The sequence below is a fragment of the Clostridium sp. HV4-5-A1G genome (assembly GCF_900184915.1).
Lineage (GTDB): Bacteria > Bacillota > Clostridia > Clostridiales > Clostridiaceae > Clostridium_B > Clostridium_B aromativorans.
Genome location: NZ_FXYI02000008.1, coordinates 21,545 through 42,567 on the forward strand (window position 1 = coordinate 21,545; position 21,023 = coordinate 42,567).

General features: G+C 32.1%; 12 protein-coding genes and 3 CRISPR repeat arrays. Of the genes, 9 read left to right on the forward strand and 3 right to left on the reverse strand.

The genetic code is table 11. From position 1 onward, the window contains the following. Window positions 1–1,088: 1,088 nt before the first annotated feature. Window positions 1,089–1,256: a hypothetical protein gene (locus J5G60_RS19135; protein ID WP_442870507.1), complete on the reverse strand. Its 168-nt coding sequence runs from the start codon at window positions 1,254–1,256 to the stop codon at window positions 1,089–1,091. Between the two features lie 866 nt (window positions 1,257–2,122). After that, window positions 2,123–5,147: direct repeats of the CRISPR family, unit length 30 nt; unit sequence GATTTTAGGATACCTATAAGGAATTGAAAC. 106 nt (window positions 5,148–5,253) lie between these two features. Between J5G60_RS19135 and J5G60_RS02055 the strand changes: the two genes are divergently transcribed. The 4 genes from J5G60_RS02055 to J5G60_RS02070 all read left to right on the forward strand — a co-directional run bounded on the left by J5G60_RS02055 (window position 5,254) and on the right by J5G60_RS02070 (window position 7,147). Beyond that, window positions 5,254–5,433: a transposase gene (locus J5G60_RS02055; protein ID WP_150356317.1), complete on the forward strand. Its 180-nt coding sequence runs from the start codon at window positions 5,254–5,256 to the stop codon at window positions 5,431–5,433. A gap of 138 nt (window positions 5,434–5,571) precedes the next feature. Beyond that, window positions 5,572–5,718: a hypothetical protein gene (locus tag J5G60_RS02060; RefSeq protein ID WP_179978544.1), complete on the forward strand. Its 147-nt coding sequence runs from the start codon at window positions 5,572–5,574 to the stop codon at window positions 5,716–5,718. A gap of 270 nt (window positions 5,719–5,988) precedes the next feature. Then, window positions 5,989–6,540, forward strand: a complete 552-nt coding sequence (locus J5G60_RS02065) for a flavoprotein (protein ID WP_150356316.1) — start codon at window positions 5,989–5,991, stop codon at window positions 6,538–6,540. A gap of 202 nt (window positions 6,541–6,742) precedes the next feature. Then, complete coding sequence (locus J5G60_RS02070) at window positions 6,743–7,147, forward strand: hypothetical protein (RefSeq protein ID WP_150356315.1); 405 nt, start codon at window positions 6,743–6,745, stop codon at window positions 7,145–7,147. Between the two features lie 768 nt (window positions 7,148–7,915). On the opposite strand, the gene J5G60_RS02075 is transcribed toward J5G60_RS02070, so the two are convergent. Then, window positions 7,916–8,116, reverse strand: coding sequence for a hypothetical protein (locus J5G60_RS02075; protein ID WP_150356314.1), 201 nt, complete (start codon window positions 8,114–8,116; stop codon window positions 7,916–7,918). Window positions 8,117–8,450: 334 nt separating this feature from the next. Between J5G60_RS02075 and J5G60_RS02080 the strand changes: the two genes are divergently transcribed. Beyond that, on the forward strand, window positions 8,451–8,756 hold the full coding sequence (locus J5G60_RS02080; protein WP_150356313.1) for a hypothetical protein: 306 nt from the start codon (window positions 8,451–8,453) through the stop codon (window positions 8,754–8,756). Between the two features lie 228 nt (window positions 8,757–8,984). Here the strand turns inward: J5G60_RS02080 and J5G60_RS19005 are convergent, their stop codons facing one another. Continuing rightward, window positions 8,985–9,116, reverse strand: a complete 132-nt coding sequence (locus J5G60_RS19005; RefSeq protein WP_268905668.1) for a CPC_1213 family protein — start codon at window positions 9,114–9,116, stop codon at window positions 8,985–8,987. Window positions 9,117–9,348: 232 nt separating this feature from the next. Here J5G60_RS19005 and J5G60_RS02085 point away from each other — a divergent pair, with 232 nt between their 5' ends. The 4 genes from J5G60_RS02085 (at window position 9,349) to cas6 (ending at window position 16,405) form a co-directional block, all read left to right on the forward strand. Continuing rightward, window positions 9,349–10,029: a cysteine hydrolase family protein gene (locus J5G60_RS02085; protein ID WP_150356312.1), complete on the forward strand. Its 681-nt coding sequence runs from the start codon at window positions 9,349–9,351 to the stop codon at window positions 10,027–10,029. After that, window positions 10,020–10,970 (forward strand): APC family permease, encoded by a 951-nt coding sequence (locus tag J5G60_RS02090; RefSeq protein ID WP_207707997.1) that lies wholly within the window; start codon window positions 10,020–10,022, stop codon window positions 10,968–10,970. The genes J5G60_RS02085 and J5G60_RS02090 overlap by 10 nt, the downstream gene beginning before the upstream one ends. Before the next feature lie 450 nt (window positions 10,971–11,420). Further along, window positions 11,421–14,244: a CRISPR direct-repeat array (repeat unit 30 nt; unit sequence GTTTTTAGATTACCTATGAGGAATTGAAAC). 58 nt (window positions 14,245–14,302) lie between these two features. After that, window positions 14,303–15,478, forward strand: a complete 1,176-nt coding sequence (locus J5G60_RS02095; RefSeq protein WP_150356310.1) for a hypothetical protein — start codon at window positions 14,303–14,305, stop codon at window positions 15,476–15,478. A gap of 189 nt (window positions 15,479–15,667) precedes the next feature. Continuing rightward, on the forward strand, window positions 15,668–16,405 hold the full coding sequence (gene cas6 / locus J5G60_RS02100) for a CRISPR-associated endoribonuclease Cas6 (RefSeq protein WP_150356309.1): 738 nt from the start codon (window positions 15,668–15,670) through the stop codon (window positions 16,403–16,405). 573 nt (window positions 16,406–16,978) lie between these two features. Beyond that, window positions 16,979–20,598: a CRISPR direct-repeat array (repeat unit 30 nt; unit sequence GATTTTAGATTACCTATGAGGAATTGAAAT). Window positions 20,599–21,023 lie beyond the last annotated feature (425 nt).

The following is a 21,023-nucleotide window of genomic DNA, read 5'->3' on the forward strand; positions in this document are numbered from 1 at the left end:
GAATTTGATTGTTGAACCTTAACATGAGATGTATTTAAATGGCTTTTATGATGGATGATAAAGTCGGAGATGAGGAGTTGAACCTTAACATGAGATGTATTTAAATGTAACGAATACAGTTTTATCCCATGCAGGGGGCTTGTTGAACCTTAACATGAGATGTATTTAAATCCGACGCCGAACTTATGGATGATACTCTGGATGTTATGTTGAACCTTAACATGAGATGTATTTAAATGTTTGTCTGCTGTTCGCTTGGCTTCCTCAAGCAGGTTGAACCTTAACATGAGATGTATTTAAATATGTGGATTGTGCCATATTGGCTTCCTTACATAACCTGTTGAACCTTAACATGAGATGTATTTAAATTTTAATTCGTGCCGTTCCCCACCATAGGCGGATTGTTGAACCTTAACATGAGATGTATTTAAATGGTATGCCAGATAGGATTGTTTTAATGCCACACGGTGTTGAACCTTAACATGAGATGTATTTAAATTTAATATAACGAACTTCAAATTCTACACCTTAATGTTGAACCTTAACATGAGATGTATTTAAATGGTATGACAGATAGGATTGTTTTAATGCCACACGGTGTTGAACCTTAACATGAGATGTATTTAAATTTATTATCCCGAACTTCAAATTCTACTCCTTTATGTTGAACCTTAACATGAGATGTATTTAAATAGGGATTTAATGGACTTTGACTGGTATTTTTATTTGTTGAACCTTAACATGAGATGTATTTAAATTGCTCAGGTAGATTTCTGATCCTGCCACCGTTAACTGTTGAACCTTAACATGAGATGTATTTAAATCCCCATTCCAATTCCAAACAATCTTCCAGGTCAGGTTGAACCTTAACATGAGATGTATTTAAATTAGGGTATAAATTTCATGCTATCACCTTCCTTCACTGTTGAACCTTAACATGAGATGTATTTAAATTGCTTAGTCTTAATCCTTTTCCACTCTTTCCAAAAGCGTTGAACCTTAACATGAGATGTATTTAAATGGGCAATATCGTTGACCTGCATTTATAATCTTCCCACAGTTGAACCTTAACATGAGATGTATTTAAATTAACCATTCAACTCCTTATATACATCCTTGTGTGGTCGTTGAACCTTAACATGAGATGTATTTAAATCAAGTTCTTCAGCTCTCCCCAGAATGTCAGCAATATGTTGAACCTTAACATGAGATGTATTTAAATAGCTGTTAGGTGCTGGTGTTCCTGTAAGTCCCACTATGTTGAACCTTAACATGAGATGTATTTAAATTATAGACCTGTTGAGAATTTACCTCCAGCATACCAGGTTGAACCTTAACATGAGATGTATTTAAATAGACTAGAACCAACGCCATCAATTACAGTTGCCAAATGTTGAACCTTAACATGAGATGTATTTAAATAATACAAGGGCAAGACTGAGAGAATGGCGACATACGTTGAACCTTAACATGAGATGTATTTAAATAATTATTAAGTGTTTGAGATGGTTTTTGACTTAAGGTTGAACCTTAACATGAGATGTATTTAAATTAACTATACACCTGCCTTTGCTCCTTCTCCTTCTTGTTGAACCTTAACATGAGATGTATTTAAATGAGCGTTACAACAAATTGCCCAGCGAAATAGCGAGGGTTGAACCTTAACATGAGATGTATTTAAATTCCCTCCTAGGCTTCTTTCTGCATTAGATATCTTTGTTGAACCTTAACATGAGATGTATTTAAATTAGCAAGTATCTTGGGGTCATTCCTGGCATTATAAGTTGAACCTTAACATGAGATGTATTTAAATTGTTCTTTATCAAATTTTTCTTCATGCCCATTATTGTTGAATCTTAACATGAGATGTATTTAAATCTGGGATTTCGACATATTCCCCGTCGCCCTTCTTGTTGAACCTTAACATGAGATTAGTTTAAAAAATGTTTTAGAATTATATTAAATTTTTATCGTCGACCCTGAATAGAGTAAAAGTTACCGGAGGTCGACGATTTTTATATTTGTAGTTAATTAGCCGCCTGAGATTAATTTTTAAAACTTTTGTAGGAATATTTCTGAATATTGCATTTTTCTAGATGCTGATGTATTCTATACTTGATGGGATTTTAGGATACCTATAAGGAATTGAAACTATAAAAAAGCCTCCTGACTTGGAACCTCATTATAGATTTTAGGATACCTATAAGGAATTGAAACTCATATTCTATAGAAGTTTCTTCTGACGGTGTAACATGATTTTAGGATACCTATAAGGAATTGAAACACATCTAATCCCATGTGATCTGCAAGCCAGTAGAAACGATTTTAGGATACCTATAAGGAATTGAAACCCTTTCCTGTTCAGTGGGAACCCTTGCTTGCTTTTTGATTTTAGGATACCTATAAGGAATTGAAACTCCTTCCTAAGTCCCCAAACTTGTACAAAATCCAATGTGGATTTTAGGATACCTATAAGGAATTGAAACCCTTTTTCATCAAAATTCCTCCTTAATTGGTTATTTTAGATTTTAGGATACCTATAAGGAATTGAAACTGGAGCACAGAGCAGATGACTTGAAAAACTATATTTGATTTTAGGATACCTATAAGGAATTGAAACAGATAAATCCTCAAAAGGAAGTGTAAATAATGTTTTTGATTTTAGGATACCTATAAGGAATTGAAACAATCATGTTGTGAATTTATAAAACGGCATCTATAAGATTTTAGGATACCTATAAGGAATTGAAACTTGGGTTGGGATAAGGAAGAATAAAAATTTCATGAAAGGATTTTAGGATACCTATAAGGAATTGAAACGAATAAAGGTTTAACTAAAAAACCATTGCCGAGTGTTGGATTTTAGGATACCTATAAGGAATTGAAACTATAACACTCTGCACATAATAGAGGTTCATATCTCTGATTTTAGGATACCTATAAGGAATTGAAACTTCTTCTGGCATGGTGAAATACTTCTGGTCCATGCTTGGATTTTAGGATACCTATAAGGAATTGAAACATTTCCCCTGTAACAGCCCTGTGTTAATATTACTTGGATTTTAGGATACCTATAAGGAATTGAAACGCGCGAATATGATGGTTACAGGCGGAATACCAGACAGATTTTAGGATACCTATAAGGAATTGAAACATTCTATTTTCTTGTGAAGAAGTTTAAAAGCTGGTCTGATTTTAGGATACCTATAAGGAATTGAAACATAAATCCAAATATAGTAACAGGAATAACCTCTGTACGATTTTAGGATACCTATAAGGAATTGAAACTAGGGTGCGGCTAGAAAGGAGAAATAACGTACTGTACGATTTTAGGATACCTATAAGGAATTGAAACTCGGTTCTTTGACGCTTACGCCGTATGTTAGATATCCGATTTTAGGATACCTATAAGGAATTGAAACTTTTCCACTAAACTTACATAACTATCCGATTTATTTGATTTTAGGATACCTATAAGGAATTGAAACGCATACTCAATCTCTACTTCTCCCCTGTGGTGAAGATTTTAGGATACCTATAAGGAATTGAAACATGTTAGGGTTATCTGGTTGTGGAGACAGTGAAGAAAAGATTTTAGGATACCTATAAGGAATTGAAACCCTTGATACCTAATGGAACTATAGGAACTACTGTAGATTTTAGGATACCTATAAGGAATTGAAACTTCCCGAAGTTTTAGCTGTGGTAGATGGTGGAGAATTAGGATTTTAGGATACCTATAAGGAATTGAAACATGAAAAAATAGCAAGCATAAAAGCGAAAATGGCCGGATTTTAGGATACCTATAAGGAATTGAAACCTGCTAATAAATACTGGGTTGCGTTACGCCGAAGGTTTGATTTTAGGATACCTATAAGGAATTGAAACTTCCAACGGAGGGGAATAGGTTCATTGTGGCAGATTTTGATTTTAGGATACCTATAAGGAATTGAAACTCATTTCGCGCAGATATATCAGAAATTAAAACATCAATGATTTTAGGATACCTATAAGGAATTGAAACCTGCCAAATCCTGTATTTGTGCAGTTTCTACTTGTAGATTTTAGGATACCTATAAGGAATTGAAACGCTATTGGATTATATATATTGTCCAGCCCGGGCAGGTGATTTTAGGATACCTATAAGGAATTGAAACATGTTGTTCCACTACCTGCAACAGGGTCTATAACTGATTTTAGGATACCTATAAGGAATTGAAACTTGTATCTAATGAAGGATTAATTGCCTCTCCATTTTTGATTTTAGGATACCTATAAGGAATTGAAACAACCTAATAATTCATCAGGAGTAACTTCCAGTGCTGATTTTAGGATACCTATAAGGAATTGAAACAACATTGCTGCGTAGTAGCTGTGACATTTCCTGTAGTCGATTTTAGGATACCTATAAGGAATTGAAACCTGGTAGCGCTCCCGCAAATTCCGATTCTATAGTTCGATTTTAGGATACCTATAAGGAATTGAAACTGCCATGCTCTATCCTTATCCAGCCGTTCAATAATCCGATTTTAGGATACCTATAAGGAATTGAAACTGAATTAAATCATCATATTGTCCTTTTAACCTCTTGATTTTAGGATACCTATAAGGAATTGAAACAACATTCTTTTACTCTGTTGCCACTGCTACTTAAATTGATTTTAGGATACCTATAAGGAATTGAAACACCCCTAAAAAGAAACATGGTAAGGTAATTTGCATAGATTTTAGGATACCTATAAGGAATTGAAACCTGCTTTTGCCCTTTCTATTTCTTTCTGTAGCTTTTGATTTTAGGATACCTATAAGGAATTGAAACCTCAAGTTTCCACCACTGTCAGTAGTACCACCAAAAGATTTTAGGATACCTATAAGGAATTGAAACTTGAATATTTTGGTGGTACTGTGGTGCATTTAAGTTGATTTTAGGATACCTATAAGGAATTGAAACACATCTTCCATCTTGAATATGTGTTCAATCATCTTTGATTTTAGGATACCTATGAGGAATTGAAACGCAGATAATTCAGGGTGTTTTTCAACTTGATTGATGATTTTAGGATACCTATGAGGAATTGAAACAGTAATGTTGGTCCACCTTCCCAGTATGTTGTACCCATTTTAGATTACCTATTAGGAATTGAACCCCAAATTACTAAAGTACAACAACTTGCAACATTGCGGATTTGGCCTATATTCGAATTGATGAACATATATGAGTTAGCTATAATAATCATATGGAGGAAATAAGAAATGTCAGGTAATGGTAAGAAGTATAATACAGAATTCAGAGCAGATGCTGTAAGGCTTGTAGTAGAAGAAGGTAGATTTGTAAACAGTGTGTCAAATGATTTAGGCATAAATGAGCAAACCTTGAAAAACTGGTTCAGACTCTTGGTTTTCAGCAGCACAAAATTTTGGAGTAAATGCTAGGGAGCTAATAGAGATATGTACATGGGCGCAAAATTCTGATATGTCGTATGTTTCGAATACTAGGAATTTTAGATTGCAATTAGATATAAGCTATTATAATAATTATACGACTGTTATGTTAGATTAGGAGAAACTAAAATGTATAAATTTCAATACAAAGATGGTGCTGAAAAGCAAAACATAATTGACCAAAACAAAGATAAAATATTAATTGAGGAAGATAGCATTAAGGAGGGTAATTTTCTTATCTTTAGTGATATTAAACCACTGGAAAATCAAATGTAAGACTTGGATAATACAGCAAATATGATTTTACTTAAATAGGAGGAGATTATCATAGAATACAGAGCAAAATAGCAGCTAGAGGTAGCTTTTTTTATTTTTTGCCATAAATATTAAAAAATATGATAATATTAATTTGTAGAAGTAAATGCTATTTTTAGAAATGAGATTATTATTAACTTTGAGATAAGTTATCTTTCACCAGATCACAAAGATTATTGATTCGAATTTTAATAAGTACAGATAAAATTATATGAAAATGGAGGAGTAAATATGTTATCAGGAAAAATAATAACTTTAGGAATCACGGCATGTAGCCCAGCATACCAATCAATTACGTTAATTAGGGAATTGAGAAAGCGTGGTGCACAGGTACATGTAGTTATGACGACAAACGCAGTTAATTTTGTTACACCACTTATGGTACAGAGAGAGGCAGGAACGCCTATCCAGATTGAGCAGTTTGAACTTCCAAAGGCTTATGATATGAATCATCAGTCACTGTCGTTTAAATCTGATTTAATGCTTGTTGCACCAGCTTCTGCTAATACCATTGGAAAGGCAGCAAATGGAATAGCAGATAATCTTCTTACTACAAATCTATTATCAACAAATTCGCCTATTGTTTTTGCAACTCATATTAACCCGACAATGTACAGTAAACCAAGTGTACAAAGAAATGTGAAAATACTTAAAGAAGATGGGGTAATATTTGTTGAAAATAAAGAGGCCAAATTCCCAAGCATGTTTCCGAGCATAGAGGCTATTATTAAAACAGTCGAAGAAGTAATTAGTTACTGTGGCTCCTGCACAAAGCACAGCTAGTGTAACAGCTCCTGCGCATCCAGTACAACCAGCACAATAAATTTAGCCTCGGGTTATTTATTTAAGCTGAGGCTTATTTTTGTTATAAAGTGTATTATAATATACAAAATTTAAAAGTTTTGTATAAGATAATATAGAGATTCTCATGATATGAAAATATCTGTAATTAATTTATTTTATCATAAAATGGGAAATAATGATGTTGACAGAAAATGATGTTGTTGATGCAACGTGTAAGGCAATTGAAAATGAAGGATATACGATAAATCAAAAATTAAATACCATTCAGAAAGGAATAGATATAGTTGGAGAAAAAAATGGTATTAAAATCTACATCGAGGCTAAAGGTGGTACAAGTTCTAAATTAACAACAAACAGATATGGCAAACCGTTTAATGGTAATCAAGTTAAAGATCACGTTGCTAATGCTTTATTGAAAACTTGTGAAACTATTTCAAAGTATCATGGACCCAACACGGAAGTAGCGATGGCATTTCCAGACAATGAGGAACATAGGGATAGAATTGCTAAAATTCAGCCAGTAATAAGAAAATTGAACATTATATTATTTTGGGTTAAAGAAGATAAAAGTGTTGAAAAAGTATGATTTAATAAAATTTAAGTCCGTAAAAATTGTGAGGCAAATATAGATAAAAAGCAGATTGTCTTTAAAATTTCATAATATTTACAAATAGTTAACTTGAGTGACACTAAGCCGTAATAAAAATCATATATACTTATAAGTGTCCTAGGGAAATAAACCTTAGCGAAAGTGAAAAATAATGTGTTTACATATACAAGAGAAAAAAGTAATGGTAATTACCAAGGCAGTGTCTGTGGCTGCAGGACACTATAAACTTAAATGCAACCACCATAGAATATCTAGTCAATAGATCTCCCTTAGTTTAATCACACAAAATAAGCATCTGTCATTTAGGATGCTTATTTTTATGATGTTTACAAATAGTTTATGAATGAGACATTGGGATGTAACAAATATTCTATATAATTATAAATATTCTAAGGGATAACCTTAGTTTACATAAATTAATCATTCTCTTTAAAAATAGTTACAGGTGTATATTAGTGTCTGTGGTTGCAGGGCACGTTAAACTTAAATGCAACCACAACAAGATTCTATGTAAATTTAGACTCCTTTTTAAAGATGTGATGTAAGATAAGCACCCTAAATGATGGGTGCTTATCTTAGTTGAGGTTTATAATGTTTAAATTTAGTATATTTTATAGAATAATAATATTTTTTTAATGATTAGCACTAGTAATTGAAATTATCTTATAAATGAAAATTTGAAAGATAGAAGTAAGAAACACATTTAAGAGAAGTCTAAAGAAACTAAACTAGATAGTGAAGTTATTACTCGAAACGCAGTGGGTAATACGGATGACAAGTTTGAGAAGTTTCGTACTCTTTTAGAACGTCAATAACTATATCAAGTGAATATAACTGGATTTGCTTAATCATTTCTATTTCTTGGTCGCTAAGGTCGGTACTTATAAATTTTTTGTTTATTTTATCTTCGATTGTAGCTTTTATCTTGGCAAAATCCGTGCTCATAATTATCACCTCCTTTTATAAAGTGATAATTCTACAGAAATATGATAATACCTTTAAAAAAATATAGGTTTAGATAATATGAGTGAGAATCAGATGATTGAATACAAATTGGTTATAATTGTGTAAGAGTTCCAAATTTTTTGGAGCTCTTTTTTAATACTATAAAGGAAAGTCCTATGAGTGAATGTTAGAGGAAGAGGAGAACGAGTGACAAAAATAATTCTTATCACACGAAAATAACAATGTTATTACATTCTTTAACCATAGTGGGTATATATACTATATTTAAAGTTAAATTTAACTTTAAATAATTTAATTCAGGAGGTACAAGAAAATGTTAAAGATGAAATACAAAGTAATATCAGCTGCTATGGTTATTGCACCATTATTTTTAAGTACAGGATTTGCTACAACGGTTCAAGCGTGTCCTACTAAGGCACCTATAGCAGTCCATAAGGTGGTACGCAAAGCAGCACCGAAGCCAGTTCGCAATATAGCGCCAAAGCCAGTTCGCAAAGCAGCACCGAAGCCAGTTCACAAAGGAGTAGTAAAACCGATAAATAAGTCAAAGCATAAAGTAGCACCAAAGGTAGCACATAAAGCAGTACCAAGACCAATTACTCAAGTACAGCATAGGTAAAGCAGTAGTTATTGCCCCGGAAACGGGGCTTTATTTTTTATTATGTATAGTTAATAAAAATAACCCCCAGCCCAATGATATGCTTCCCTTTTATCATAAGGAGGAGCATATCGAGAAGCTGGAGGTACTGAGTTATAGGACTAATAAAATGAAAGAATTTATCAATTAGTAATATATCCATAAAATATGGAATTATTCTTAATATTATAAACTATTGATTTTTAGAGGTTAATCTAAGTGTTTTTCCGATGGAGAGCTGAATTTTGCTCTTGAGCTTTCAGCTTGAGGATCGTGATTTATATGCTTCTTTTTAAATTTACCATTTTCTTTTTTATTGTTGTTTTTTATTTTATTATGCATAAATATATCGCCTCCCTAAGTATAGGTTTTCCTAAGCCTCTGTTTTTATACTGGAGTATAAATGATTAGAAATAATATAAATTCCTTTTAAAATGGGATTCTGTGGTACGGGGCAGATACTTGATAGGTACTTAAAAAACTGCTATATTTTAATGAAGTAAAGTTATACAGTAATATTATGTGAAATTATCAAGCTATTAAAACTGTGAAGAATTATGGAGGATGAATATTTATGGAAAATAAAACTTTGTATTATGAATTTGTTCCTGCTGAGGGCAATTTGGTTAAACCTGATCCAGAAAAGACTGCACTTCTTATTGTGGACATGCAGAATCAGTTTGTGAAGAAGGATTTTGGAGATGCCAGGATTGCCAAAGAGAAAGGAATGTGGGACAGCTGGAAATATTTTTATGATCGTTTAGAGAATACTGTTATTCCAAATAATAAAAAACTTTTGGATTTTTTTAGAAAAAATAAAATGGAAGTCACTTATGGGAGGATAGCCTGTTACCATAAGGATGGAAGGGACAGATCTCCTGTACAGAGAAGACCTGGATGGAATAATATACTTCTTCCTGTTGGAACTTATGGGGCTGAGATTATAGATGAACTCAAGCCTTTAAAAGATGAAATTGTAGTTGAAAAAACCACTGACAGTGTACTTTATGGCTCCAATTATGAAAGAATTTTGAGAAACATGGGCATTGAATATGTGATATGTACTGGAGTTGTTACAGATCAATGCGTGGCATCTACAGTAAGGAGCCTTGCAGATGCAGGCTTTGAGGTGATACTTCCCGAAGACGGCTGTTGTGCTGCCACAAAAGAGCTTCATGATGCGGAACTGACTATAATGAACCAGATCTACTGCAGTGTGTGCCGTCCATCCCATATTGGGTTTGGGTGCTCATAATTGCGGCTGTTATTACTGCAATAAATATAGTGGGCATAGAATTGGCAGCTAAAACCAACAATATTCTGGTTTTATTTATGGGAATCGTAGTAATTGTGTTTATTGTTTCCTGTTTTAAAGCTGTTTCTCAGGGGGCGGGAGAGGGAACTTTAATTTCTATAAAACCCTTCTTTGACAGTGAGAATTTTTCTACTACACTTATAATCTCAGGTGCTGCAATGGCCTGTTTTTCTTTTCTGGGTTTTGACTCCATAACCACACTCTCAGAGAAAGCAATAGATCCCAGACGGGATATGTGGAAAGCAGCTATATTATCCTGCTTTATATGTGGAATACTTTTTATAGTGCAAGCTTATGCAGCACAGCTTCTGTGGCCGGATGTTACTACATTTCCCTCAAGTGATGCAGCTTTGTTTGATATAGCCAAAAAGGCTGGTGGTCCTGCAATGGCAACTTTGTATACAGTGGCAGTTATAATATCTACTTTAACAGCGGGACTCACAGGGCAGTCAAGTGCCTCCAGGCTTATGTTTGGAATGGGGCGTGATCAGGTGCTCCCGGAAAAGTTTTTTACCCATCTTCATCCTAAATTCAACACGCCTGTTTATAATATCATGCTTATGTGTTCCATAAGTATTGTAGGTGCACTGCTTCTGCCTATTTCCACGATTGCAGAATTGATGAATTTTGGCGGCCTTGCCGACTTCATGTGTGTAAATCTTTCAGTTATTGTATATTACTTTTTTACAAAAAGAGAGAAAAAGATTTTTCGTAACTTGATAATTTCAGCTTTGGGGTTTATAATATGTTTTTATCTATGGATTCATTTATCTCACCTGACCTTGAAGGTTGGCTTCATATGGCTTATAGTGGGAGCTGTATATCTTGCTTTGACCACCAAGGGATTTAAAAATTTACCGCCTGTTTTTAAAGGTATATGACAGAACTGGCCGTCAGTTGATTGATGGTCCTTATTTACAGCGGGATTTTGAACTTGTATAATTGTATTAAAAATTTAACTGAGGCTTGTTTTTATCCGAACGCTACCATTTGCTAATACTCTCCAGCTTCTCAAAGTGGGAGATAAGCACTGCTACGCGCCTGGGTTCTTCCCCTAAAGGATAACGTATTTTAAGTGCTAAAGGCACTAAGAATACTGTTAATAAAGTTCAGGTGGAGGAAAGTAATCCTTATTAGCAAACTCCATCTGAACCTAAGAATCACTTGAGGTAACTTTTGTTGTCGACCCTGAATAGAGTAAAAATTACCGGGGGTCGACAATTTTTATGTTTCCAGTTAACTTGCGACTTGAGATTGGTTTTTGAAATTCTTCCAAAAACTTTCTTAGATATTGCAATTTTGTACAAGCTGATGTATGCTTTGTTTGATTGGTTTTTAGATTACCTATGAGGAATTGAAACTCCATCACTTTGTAATCAGATTTTAGTTCCTCTCCTAGTTTTTAGATTACCTATGAGGAATTGAAACCTGGATCTTCTTTCCTCATAGTGGTTATTGCAACTCGTTTTTAGATTACCTATGAGGAATTGAAACACAGTTTTGTTCAGAAATACGAATAAGGCATATTTACAGTTTTTAGATTACCTATGAGGAATTGAAACCTAATTTATGATTATGTTGCATATTCTTCACTTGTGTTTTTAGATTACCTATGAGGAATTGAAACACAGGTTGGAAGAAATAGAGTATTGTAGTGAAAAAAGTTTTTAGATTACCTATGAGGAATTGAAACATCTGACTATTACCGATCATTGTTTTTAAATCGTCTTTGTTTTTAGATTACCTATGAGGAATTGAAACTTAAATATAAAATAGTAAATGATACTGCATATCTTGTTTTTAGATTACCTATGAGGAATTGAAACTGATGTAGAAGAATTAAATCAAAAATCAAAGGAGTGTGTTTTTAGATTACCTATGAGGAATTGAAACCTTCAAGAAAAACGAAATGATTCTGACCAGCAATGGCGTTTTTAGATTACCTATGAGGAATTGAAACACGTTTATAAAGGGAATTAATAATGCCCCAAAAGCTTGTTTTTAGATTACCTATGAGGAATTGAAACTACAAAAACCATTTTTCTTTTTTTCTATTCTTGTAGTGTTTTTAGATTACCTATGAGGAATTGAAACACAAGTTTGTTCCATAATTCAATTATGTCCGGACAGTTTTTAGATTACCTATGAGGAATTGAAACAAATTCATCCTGTTTTCTAAAATTGGTATAGCCCATGGTTTTTAGATTACCTATGAGGAATTGAAACATCTATTTTTAATTCTTCTATGTCTCTGATATATTCTGTTTTTAGATTACCTATGAGGAATTGAAACTTTCAAAATGGCACAATGATTTAAGCGCTAACCTCATGGTTTTTAGATTACCTATGAGGAATTGAAACAAGGAAACACCAAAGGGAAGGCGCAAAATGCCCAGGGGTTTTTAGATTACCTATGAGGAATTGAAACTTTTTATAAGATTTAAATTTAGGATGCTTATCTAAATGTTTTTAGATTACCTATGAGGAATTGAAACTTTGCTTACCAAATTTTATTTTCTTTGCATCTTTTAGTTTTTAGATTACCTATGAGGAATTGAAACTTAAAAAGGCAAAAATATATCGCCTCGCCCTTACCGCCGTTTTTAGATTACCTATGAGGAATTGAAACATCTCTATTATCTGACAATTCATAGTCAGCCCCCACGTTTTTAGATTACCTATGAGGAATTGAAACTCTGCATCATACAATACTTCACCTAAGTTGCCTTTCTGTTTTTAGATTACCTATGAGGAATTGAAACTTAAATACATCTTGATATGTTTGTACTTTGCTCTTTGTTTTTAGATTACCTATGAGGAATTGAAACCCTCCTTCTTTTCGTATTTAACATAAGCCTATTAGATAGTTTTTAGATTACCTATGAGGAATTGAAACATAAAAAGGAGTGTATTATTGTGAAAAATGAAAAAAGGTTTTTAGATTACCTATGAGGAATTGAAACTACTTTATGTTTATATATTGTCTTACCTTTCTCCATTCAGTTTTTAGATTACCTATGAGGAATTGAAACCTAATAGCCTTATATTGGGAACGTATATAGCCCGTTTTTAGATTACCTATGAGGAATTGAAACTTAAAATCTTTACAAAGTGAGATATAATAATATTAGGTTTTTAGATTACCTATGAGGAATTGAAACCCATTTGGCAATAATTTCATATGTTCTTCCATATCTGTTTTTAGATTACCTATGAGGAATTGAAACTTATTTTATTAATACACTAACTATAGAACTGCTGCGGTTTTTAGATTACCTATGAGGAATTGAAACATGGTTGCCCTGTAATTGCGAGTGCCGCAGACAACCGTTTTTAGATTACCTATGAGGAATTGAAACTTTTTATAACGTGAAAATAGCAGTATTTTGATGGGAGTTTTTAGATTACCTATGAGGAATTGAAACTAAAACTATCTCCTCTATAAGCATTTGATAGAGCAGGTTTTTAGATTACCTATGAGGAATTGAAACTCAATATGAAGGGATAGAAAGTGCTTACGGTGATGAAGGTTTTTAGATTACCTATGAGGAATTGAAACATATTTTTTCTGGTTCTTCTTTAAAACATATAGAAGTTTTTAGATTACCTATGAGGAATTGAAACTCCAACTGTCTTCCAATAGATGCATATACTTTATCAGTTTTTAGATTACCTATGAGGAATTGAAACCCGTATCCAGCATCTTGTTCGTGCTCTATTCCTAATGTTTTTAGATTACCTATGAGGAATTGAAACACTTGTACACTAGGTATACTGGGAACACTGCCCCCAAAGTTTTTAGATTACCTATGAGGAATTGAAACAACGAAGGTCGAATAAGGTCAGACAAGGAGCGAGCGTTTTTAGATTACCTATGAGGAATTGAAACTATGATGATGCTAATGAACAAATGCAGGAAGTTTACGTTTTTAGATTACCTATGAGGAATTGAAACTTAAATAAGCATTTTGTTGCTCTGTTTGATATTTAGATTTTAGATTACCTATGAGGAATTGAAACCTTCAAGTGCCTCTTTGACCTTATCCAGAGTACCCTTGATTTTAGATTACCTATGAGGAATTGAAACTCTCCTTGGTGGCACTGGCGTTGTAAAAGACAATGCATGATTTTAGATTACCTATGAGGAAAAATAAAATGTTTGAAGGGAACTTATATGAGAAAACGGCATTATTATAAAGGTGAACCAATGGATATGTTACATACGGTAGCATTTAAAGAGATGCATACTATCATTTCCTGTATGGTAAAATTATCTTCACCTGTTAATGTCAACCGTCTTAAGAAAACTGTTGAACTTACAAGTGTGCAAATTCCCGAAATCTTATGTTATTATCAACCTGCAAAAAATCGATGGGTTTATTCATCAAAATTGAAGCACACAGTAGTTGTCCAATTGGGAGAAAATGATGATCCTCCGCAGCAGCCAATTGATTTTCTTAGAGATACCCAGCTTAAAATTTTTATAAAAAATATACCGGAACCTATGATTTACATAGTGATGAGTCATATATTCACAGATGGTTCGGGTTTTAAAGAATTTCTTTATTTACTGGCTAATAATTATAACCATAAAAAATTAATCTCGAATTTTCATAACCAGCGTTCAAGTGAATCTATTGTAAAAACACTGCTCGGCAATAATAGAGAATATAAATCAAAAATGGATCTGCCTGATAATATTTTGACTGTACCATTTACAAATGAAGATCCTATTTTGAAGAAATTCATTGATTACATTGAGATATCAAGAGATAAATTTTTAAAAATCCACCAAAGAGCTAAAGAATATTGCCTAACTATTAATGATGTAATTATGGCTGCATATATTATTACTTTATCACGAAAAACAGGATTGACAAAAATATCGCTTCCATGTCCAATTGATTTGAGGCAATTTTTTACTTCTCAATCACCGCGTATTGCCAATTTGACAGGAGAATATGGATTGATAATTTCAGTTGAAAACAATGATGATATTTTTACTATTGCTCGAAAAATTCACAATCATATAATAGATTTAAAGGACAGAAAGACATTTTTCAAGTCAATTCCAAAGCTGCAGTCAATTTATCACAAACTTCCTATTTTTCTTGTCCGCTGGATAATTTCGAATCATTACCATGTTCAGCCGGTTTCCTATACTAATTTTGGCATTCTCGACCAGCAATTTTATTTTGAAGACAATGCAATTTTACATTGTATGTTAACAGGGAGCTTCAGAAGAGTTCCACAATTTCAGCTGGCTGTTTCTACGTATTCAGGAGTATGTACTTTAAGCTTTTGCATGATAGGCAGTCATTTAAATAAAGAAGAAGGACATGATATGATAAAAAATATAGCTGTGTTATTGGAAAGATGGAGCCAATAATTGAATAAAAGCTTGAATAGTACACTTCTGCTGCTAATATGATTATAAGTTGAATCTTTTATTTGATTATATTTAGCATAGTGAGCTATACTTGAATTGATGGACATATTGGGGATGCGGGTAATAAACATTAGGTTTATTTGATAAGAGAGCTTTAAAATATGATTTAATAATTGGAGTTGAAAGAGTATGAGGTTAAATATAAATTTAGGATTTAAAGAAAAGTTAAGCCTGCCTATACATTACAATAACATACTCCAGGCAGTTATATTAAACTGGCTTGGAGATAAGAATTATCAAAAATTTATACATGACTGTGGATATAAGGTGGGAAAAAGGAAGTACAAGCTGTTTACGTTTTCTAAAATATATGGGAAATTTAATATAAACAGGGAAAGAAAAACTATAGATTTTTTTGACAATGCACATTTTACTATTTCATCTTTGGAAAATAAGTTCTTGAGTTATCTGGCATTAAATGTTATAGAAAAGGATAATTTTAAGTTTGGCAGCAATATAGTGAGGGTGGATTCAATTGAGACAGTAAATAATAAGATTTCTGAGAGAGAGGAAGTCTACACAAAGTCTCCAATAGTCATGTACAGTACTTTCAAAAATTATGCCGGAAATAAAACTTATTATTATAATCCCTTAGAACGTGAATTTAGTGAGCTTATAAGAAGAAATTTAATACATAAGTATGAAGCTTATTATGACAAGCTGCCTGTAAAAGATGATTTTTCCATAAGCCCTCTTAACATAAAAAAACTAAGGGAAAGAGTAGTTATTTACAAGGATTATGTTATAAAGGGGTGGGATGGAGAATTTTTAATTGAAGGCTCAAAAGAACTTATGGATATAGCTTATAATGCGGGCATAGGGTCCAAAAATTCTCAAGGATTTGGATGCATAGAGATAAAGAAATAAGCTATTAATGGTAGGCTATTCCTTGAGACTATGAATGAAACGTGAACAGAATGTAAGTAAGTTACTGTACATTAAGTTTTTTATGTTTTTGCACAATTATTCTGCAAAATATTGTAGACTTATTTTCCAACCTAATTTATAAATAAAAACAGCAAAAATCGTTGACTTACAACGTTTTATGCTGCTTTTTTCATAGTTATTCCAGAAAACTAAAAATGTCTGGAAAATTTTCAGAGAAATTCTTTATTTATGCGGCTTTAAGGCATATAATAAAAATAAAGAATGGCTATTTTACGACGCTGAACCATAACATGAGATGTATTTAAATTTTGGCGCAGCAGGATATATCGGCTATGAGGGAGTGCTGAACCTTAACATGAGATTAATTAAAAAATGTTTTAGATCTGTATTAAATTTTATGTTGTCGACCCTAAATAGAGTAAAAATTACCGGAGGTCGACAATTTTTATGTTTCCAGTTAATTTGCGGCCTGAGATTGATTTTTGAAATTCTTCCATAGATTTTCCTGGATATTGCAATTTTGGACAAGCTGATGTATTCTATACTCGATGAGATTTTAGATTACCTATGAGGAATTGAAATTATGGAAAAGGGCATAGCCTAGAGGCTACACCCTTTCTGATTTTAGATTACCTATGAGGAATTGAAATCTCGATCAATGGGGTTAGAAATAGGTGAAAACTTGCAGATTTTAGATTACCTATGAGGAATTGAAATAGTTCAAAACATGGCTGCTTCTTATTTTGCGAATTGATGATTTTAGATTACCTATGAGGAATTGAAATTAAAACAGTTTATCCCTGTGGTATGTGTTTCAGCTATGATTTTAGATTACCTATGAGGAATTGAAATCCCCAATGTAGCCAAAACAATAGACTATAATGCTCAAGATTTTAGATTACCTATGAGGAATTGAAATTATTCTAATTGCCTCCTAAATTCATACCAACTTACTGATTTTAGATTACCTATGAGGAATTGAAATATCTTTAAATTATAATTCTGTTTCTTTTTTAGGAACTGATTTTAGATTACCTATGAGGAATTGAAATATCCATCATCTATTATTTCTATAAGCCCATTTTCTATAGATTTTAGATTACCTATGAGGAATTGAAATTCAATTTCCTTATTATCCTACAAAATTTAATTCTATCTGATTTTAGATTACCTATGAGGAATTGAAATAATATTGTATTGAAACCATAGAAGAAATCATTTTTCCGATTTTAGATTACCTATGAGGAATTGAAATTCAAATAGAAGTTGTATAACTCTCATTTTCAATTACAGATTTTAGATTACCTATGAGGAATTGAAATTTACTTACATTCACCAACATAAAAGGTGGCGTATTTTGATTTTAGATTACCTATGAGGAATTGAAATTATAAATCCTACATGGAGAGGATTGTTTGAATTTAGGATTTTAGATTACCTATGAGGAATTGAAATACCTCTGCATCAGCCTCAATGATATTGCTATCATCTGATTTTAGATTACCTATGAGGAATTGAAATTTATGCACCTCTCATTGTAAAAGAGGATGGGAAATACGATTTTAGATTACCTATGAGGAATTGAAATTAAGTTTGACTTTGATAAGAACCAATTTGTAATTAAAGATTTTAGATTACCTATGAGGAATTGAAATTCTAAAATTAAATAGATTAAGGAAGGAAGGGAAAATAGATTTTAGATTACCTATGAGGAATTGAAATTAAATTGATATCTAGTTAAATGTTTTGCAGTCTCTTGATTTTAGATTACCTATGAGGAATTGAAATCTGCTTATTGCGGTATATTGTCCATAAATGGGATAGATTTTAGATTACCTATGAGGAATTGAAATTTTCCCTGTTCTCAGAGAAAGCTTCACCGTATTCATGATTTTAGATTACCTATGAGGAATTGAAATTGGGAGTGGTTTTGGTTATGTTAGATTGGCTTGTCAGATTTTAGATTACCTATGAGGAATTGAAATTTTGTATAAAGTTGACGATCAAAATTGAAAACTATGATTTTAGATTACCTATGAGGAATTGAAATCCCACTGTTTTTTATAAAAAATTATTCAGCACAGGGATTTTAGATTACCTATGAGGAATTGAAATATACCTAACTTTTTAGTTACTTCTCTTTCCAATTTTTGATTTTAGATTACCTATGAGGAATTGAAATTTTTTATGCTTGAAAAGAGGTGAGAACAATTACAAAGATTTTAGATTACCTATGAGGAATTGAAATCTTTTAGAACCATAACGGTCACATTCAATCATCTGCGATTTTAGATTACCTATGAGGAATTGAAATTTTGTTTTTCCCTTTTCTATCAAATCTTCCACATTTAGATTTTAGATTACCTATGAGGAATTGAAATAAAGTTGTTCCATACTTTTGCCTCCTTTCTTGTTTTTGATTTTAGATTACCTATGAGGAATTGAAATTTCCATTCCATATAGGCCTTTCTACCGTAGCATCTGGATTTTAGATTACCTATGAGGAATTGAAATTCATGATCATCCAGAATTATATCTGCCGGGACCCCTGATTTTAGATTACCTATGAGGAATTGAAATTTATGCAGGATTATTTAGACCATATAGACATAACCGAGATTTTAGATTACCTATGAGGAATTGAAATCAGGATCTTCTTCTCCACCTTTTATATGCCCCCACGATTTTAGATTACCTATGAGGAATTGAAATAAATATACTCTTCCATCTTCACAATAAATTTCATCGATTTTAGATTACCTATGAGGAATTGAAATTCTTTAGCCTTACGATAAAACTCTTTTGATACTTCAAGATTTTAGATTACCTATGAGGAATTGAAATTCATTATCTCTCATTGGAATTAAAATATTATACAAAGATTTTAGATTACCTATGAGGAATTGAAATAAATATGGGCTTAAGGGTTTATATCGAGACGGGAGAATGATTTTAGATTACCTATGAGGAATTGAAATTCCGGCAAAAAACAAGGTACAGCAACACAATATCGTCCGATTTTAGATTACCTATGAGGAATTGAAATTTACAAAGTTTAAAATTGGATTTTGTAGATTTGATTTTAGATTACCTATGAGGAATTGAAATCTTCATCTCCCTCAAAGATCCTCTAACCCTTTTAGGATTTTAGATTACCTATGAGGAATTGAAATCTAAATCCCCAACCGAGAACCTGCCACATCTGTCAAGATTTTAGATTACCTATGAGGAATTGAAATTGATTTAATAGATTTAAGAGAAGAAGTAAAACTTATACAGATTTTAGATTACCTATGAGGAATTGAAATCTTAATATGTTTTTCATATCGTTATCAGATATTGTAGATTTTAGATTACCTATGAGGAATTGAAATCATATAATGCAAATTTATTATTATCATCTTGAAACTGATTTTAGATTACCTATGAGGAATTGAAATCTTTCTCTCCAGAATCAATAATTTCATCTAACAAAGATTTTAGATTACCTATGAGGAATTGAAATTTGCATAATTCATCATATCATCTTGCAAATTGTTTAGATTTTAGATTACCTATGAGGAATTGAAATTTAATTCCCTTTATAAACGTTAAGTAGTCCCATATACGATTTTAGATTACCTATGAGGAATTGAAATTCTATTTCAGTTTTTAAACCTTCTATATGCTCTATATGATTTTAGATTACCTATGAGGAATTGAAATATATCAAAGAATACTGTTTTTTTTCTTGTATCCATAAGATTTTAGATTACCTATGAGGATTGAAATATATCTGCTAATATAAAAGCAAATACCAGTATATTGATTTTAGATTACCTATGAGGAATTGAAATCTGAAAATCCTAATTTGAAGTTTGAAATGCTAGATAAGATTTTAGATTACCTATGAGGAATTGAAATTGGATATAGGCAACAAGAAATTGGGGATATGATGGGACGATTTTAGATTACCTATGAGGAATTGAAATCTAAAATAAAGGTATCAGACATACAAGGTGTAATTGGATTTTAGATTACCTATGAGGAATTGAAATGTATCTCTATTCCTTTTATTTTTCTTGATCCACACGAAAGATTTTAGATTACCTATGAGGAATTGAAATTAAATGTTAAATACTCCCACAGACTCATATACATAGGATTTTAGATTACCTATGAGGAATTGAAACTGTAAAGAACTATACAAAGACGGTATAGAAACAGGAGGCTTTAGAATATCTAGCGAGGAATTGAAACCTTATCGGTTGAAAGACATAATTGTATTTATGACTGACGTTTTAGATTATTGCTTTATAATGAAAGGTTACAAAAAGTTAATTGATACATTTGAAAGATTTCTTAAGGATATGGCTTGTAGTGTGATAGGAAAGTTGATAAAAAGTGAGTAAAAAAGAATATTAAAAGTTATGGAAAACTTGGATAAAAAATATGACGGGCTTGGAATAATGAAACTATGAATGAAGTTGAATTTTAACAATTAATTTGATGTTTTAATTGAGTGTTTAAAATGTTTTACATTATTATATAGTATATGTCTGTATCTTATACACATATCCGAGCCCACGAGACAGTACTAGATATCGTATGACGTCTT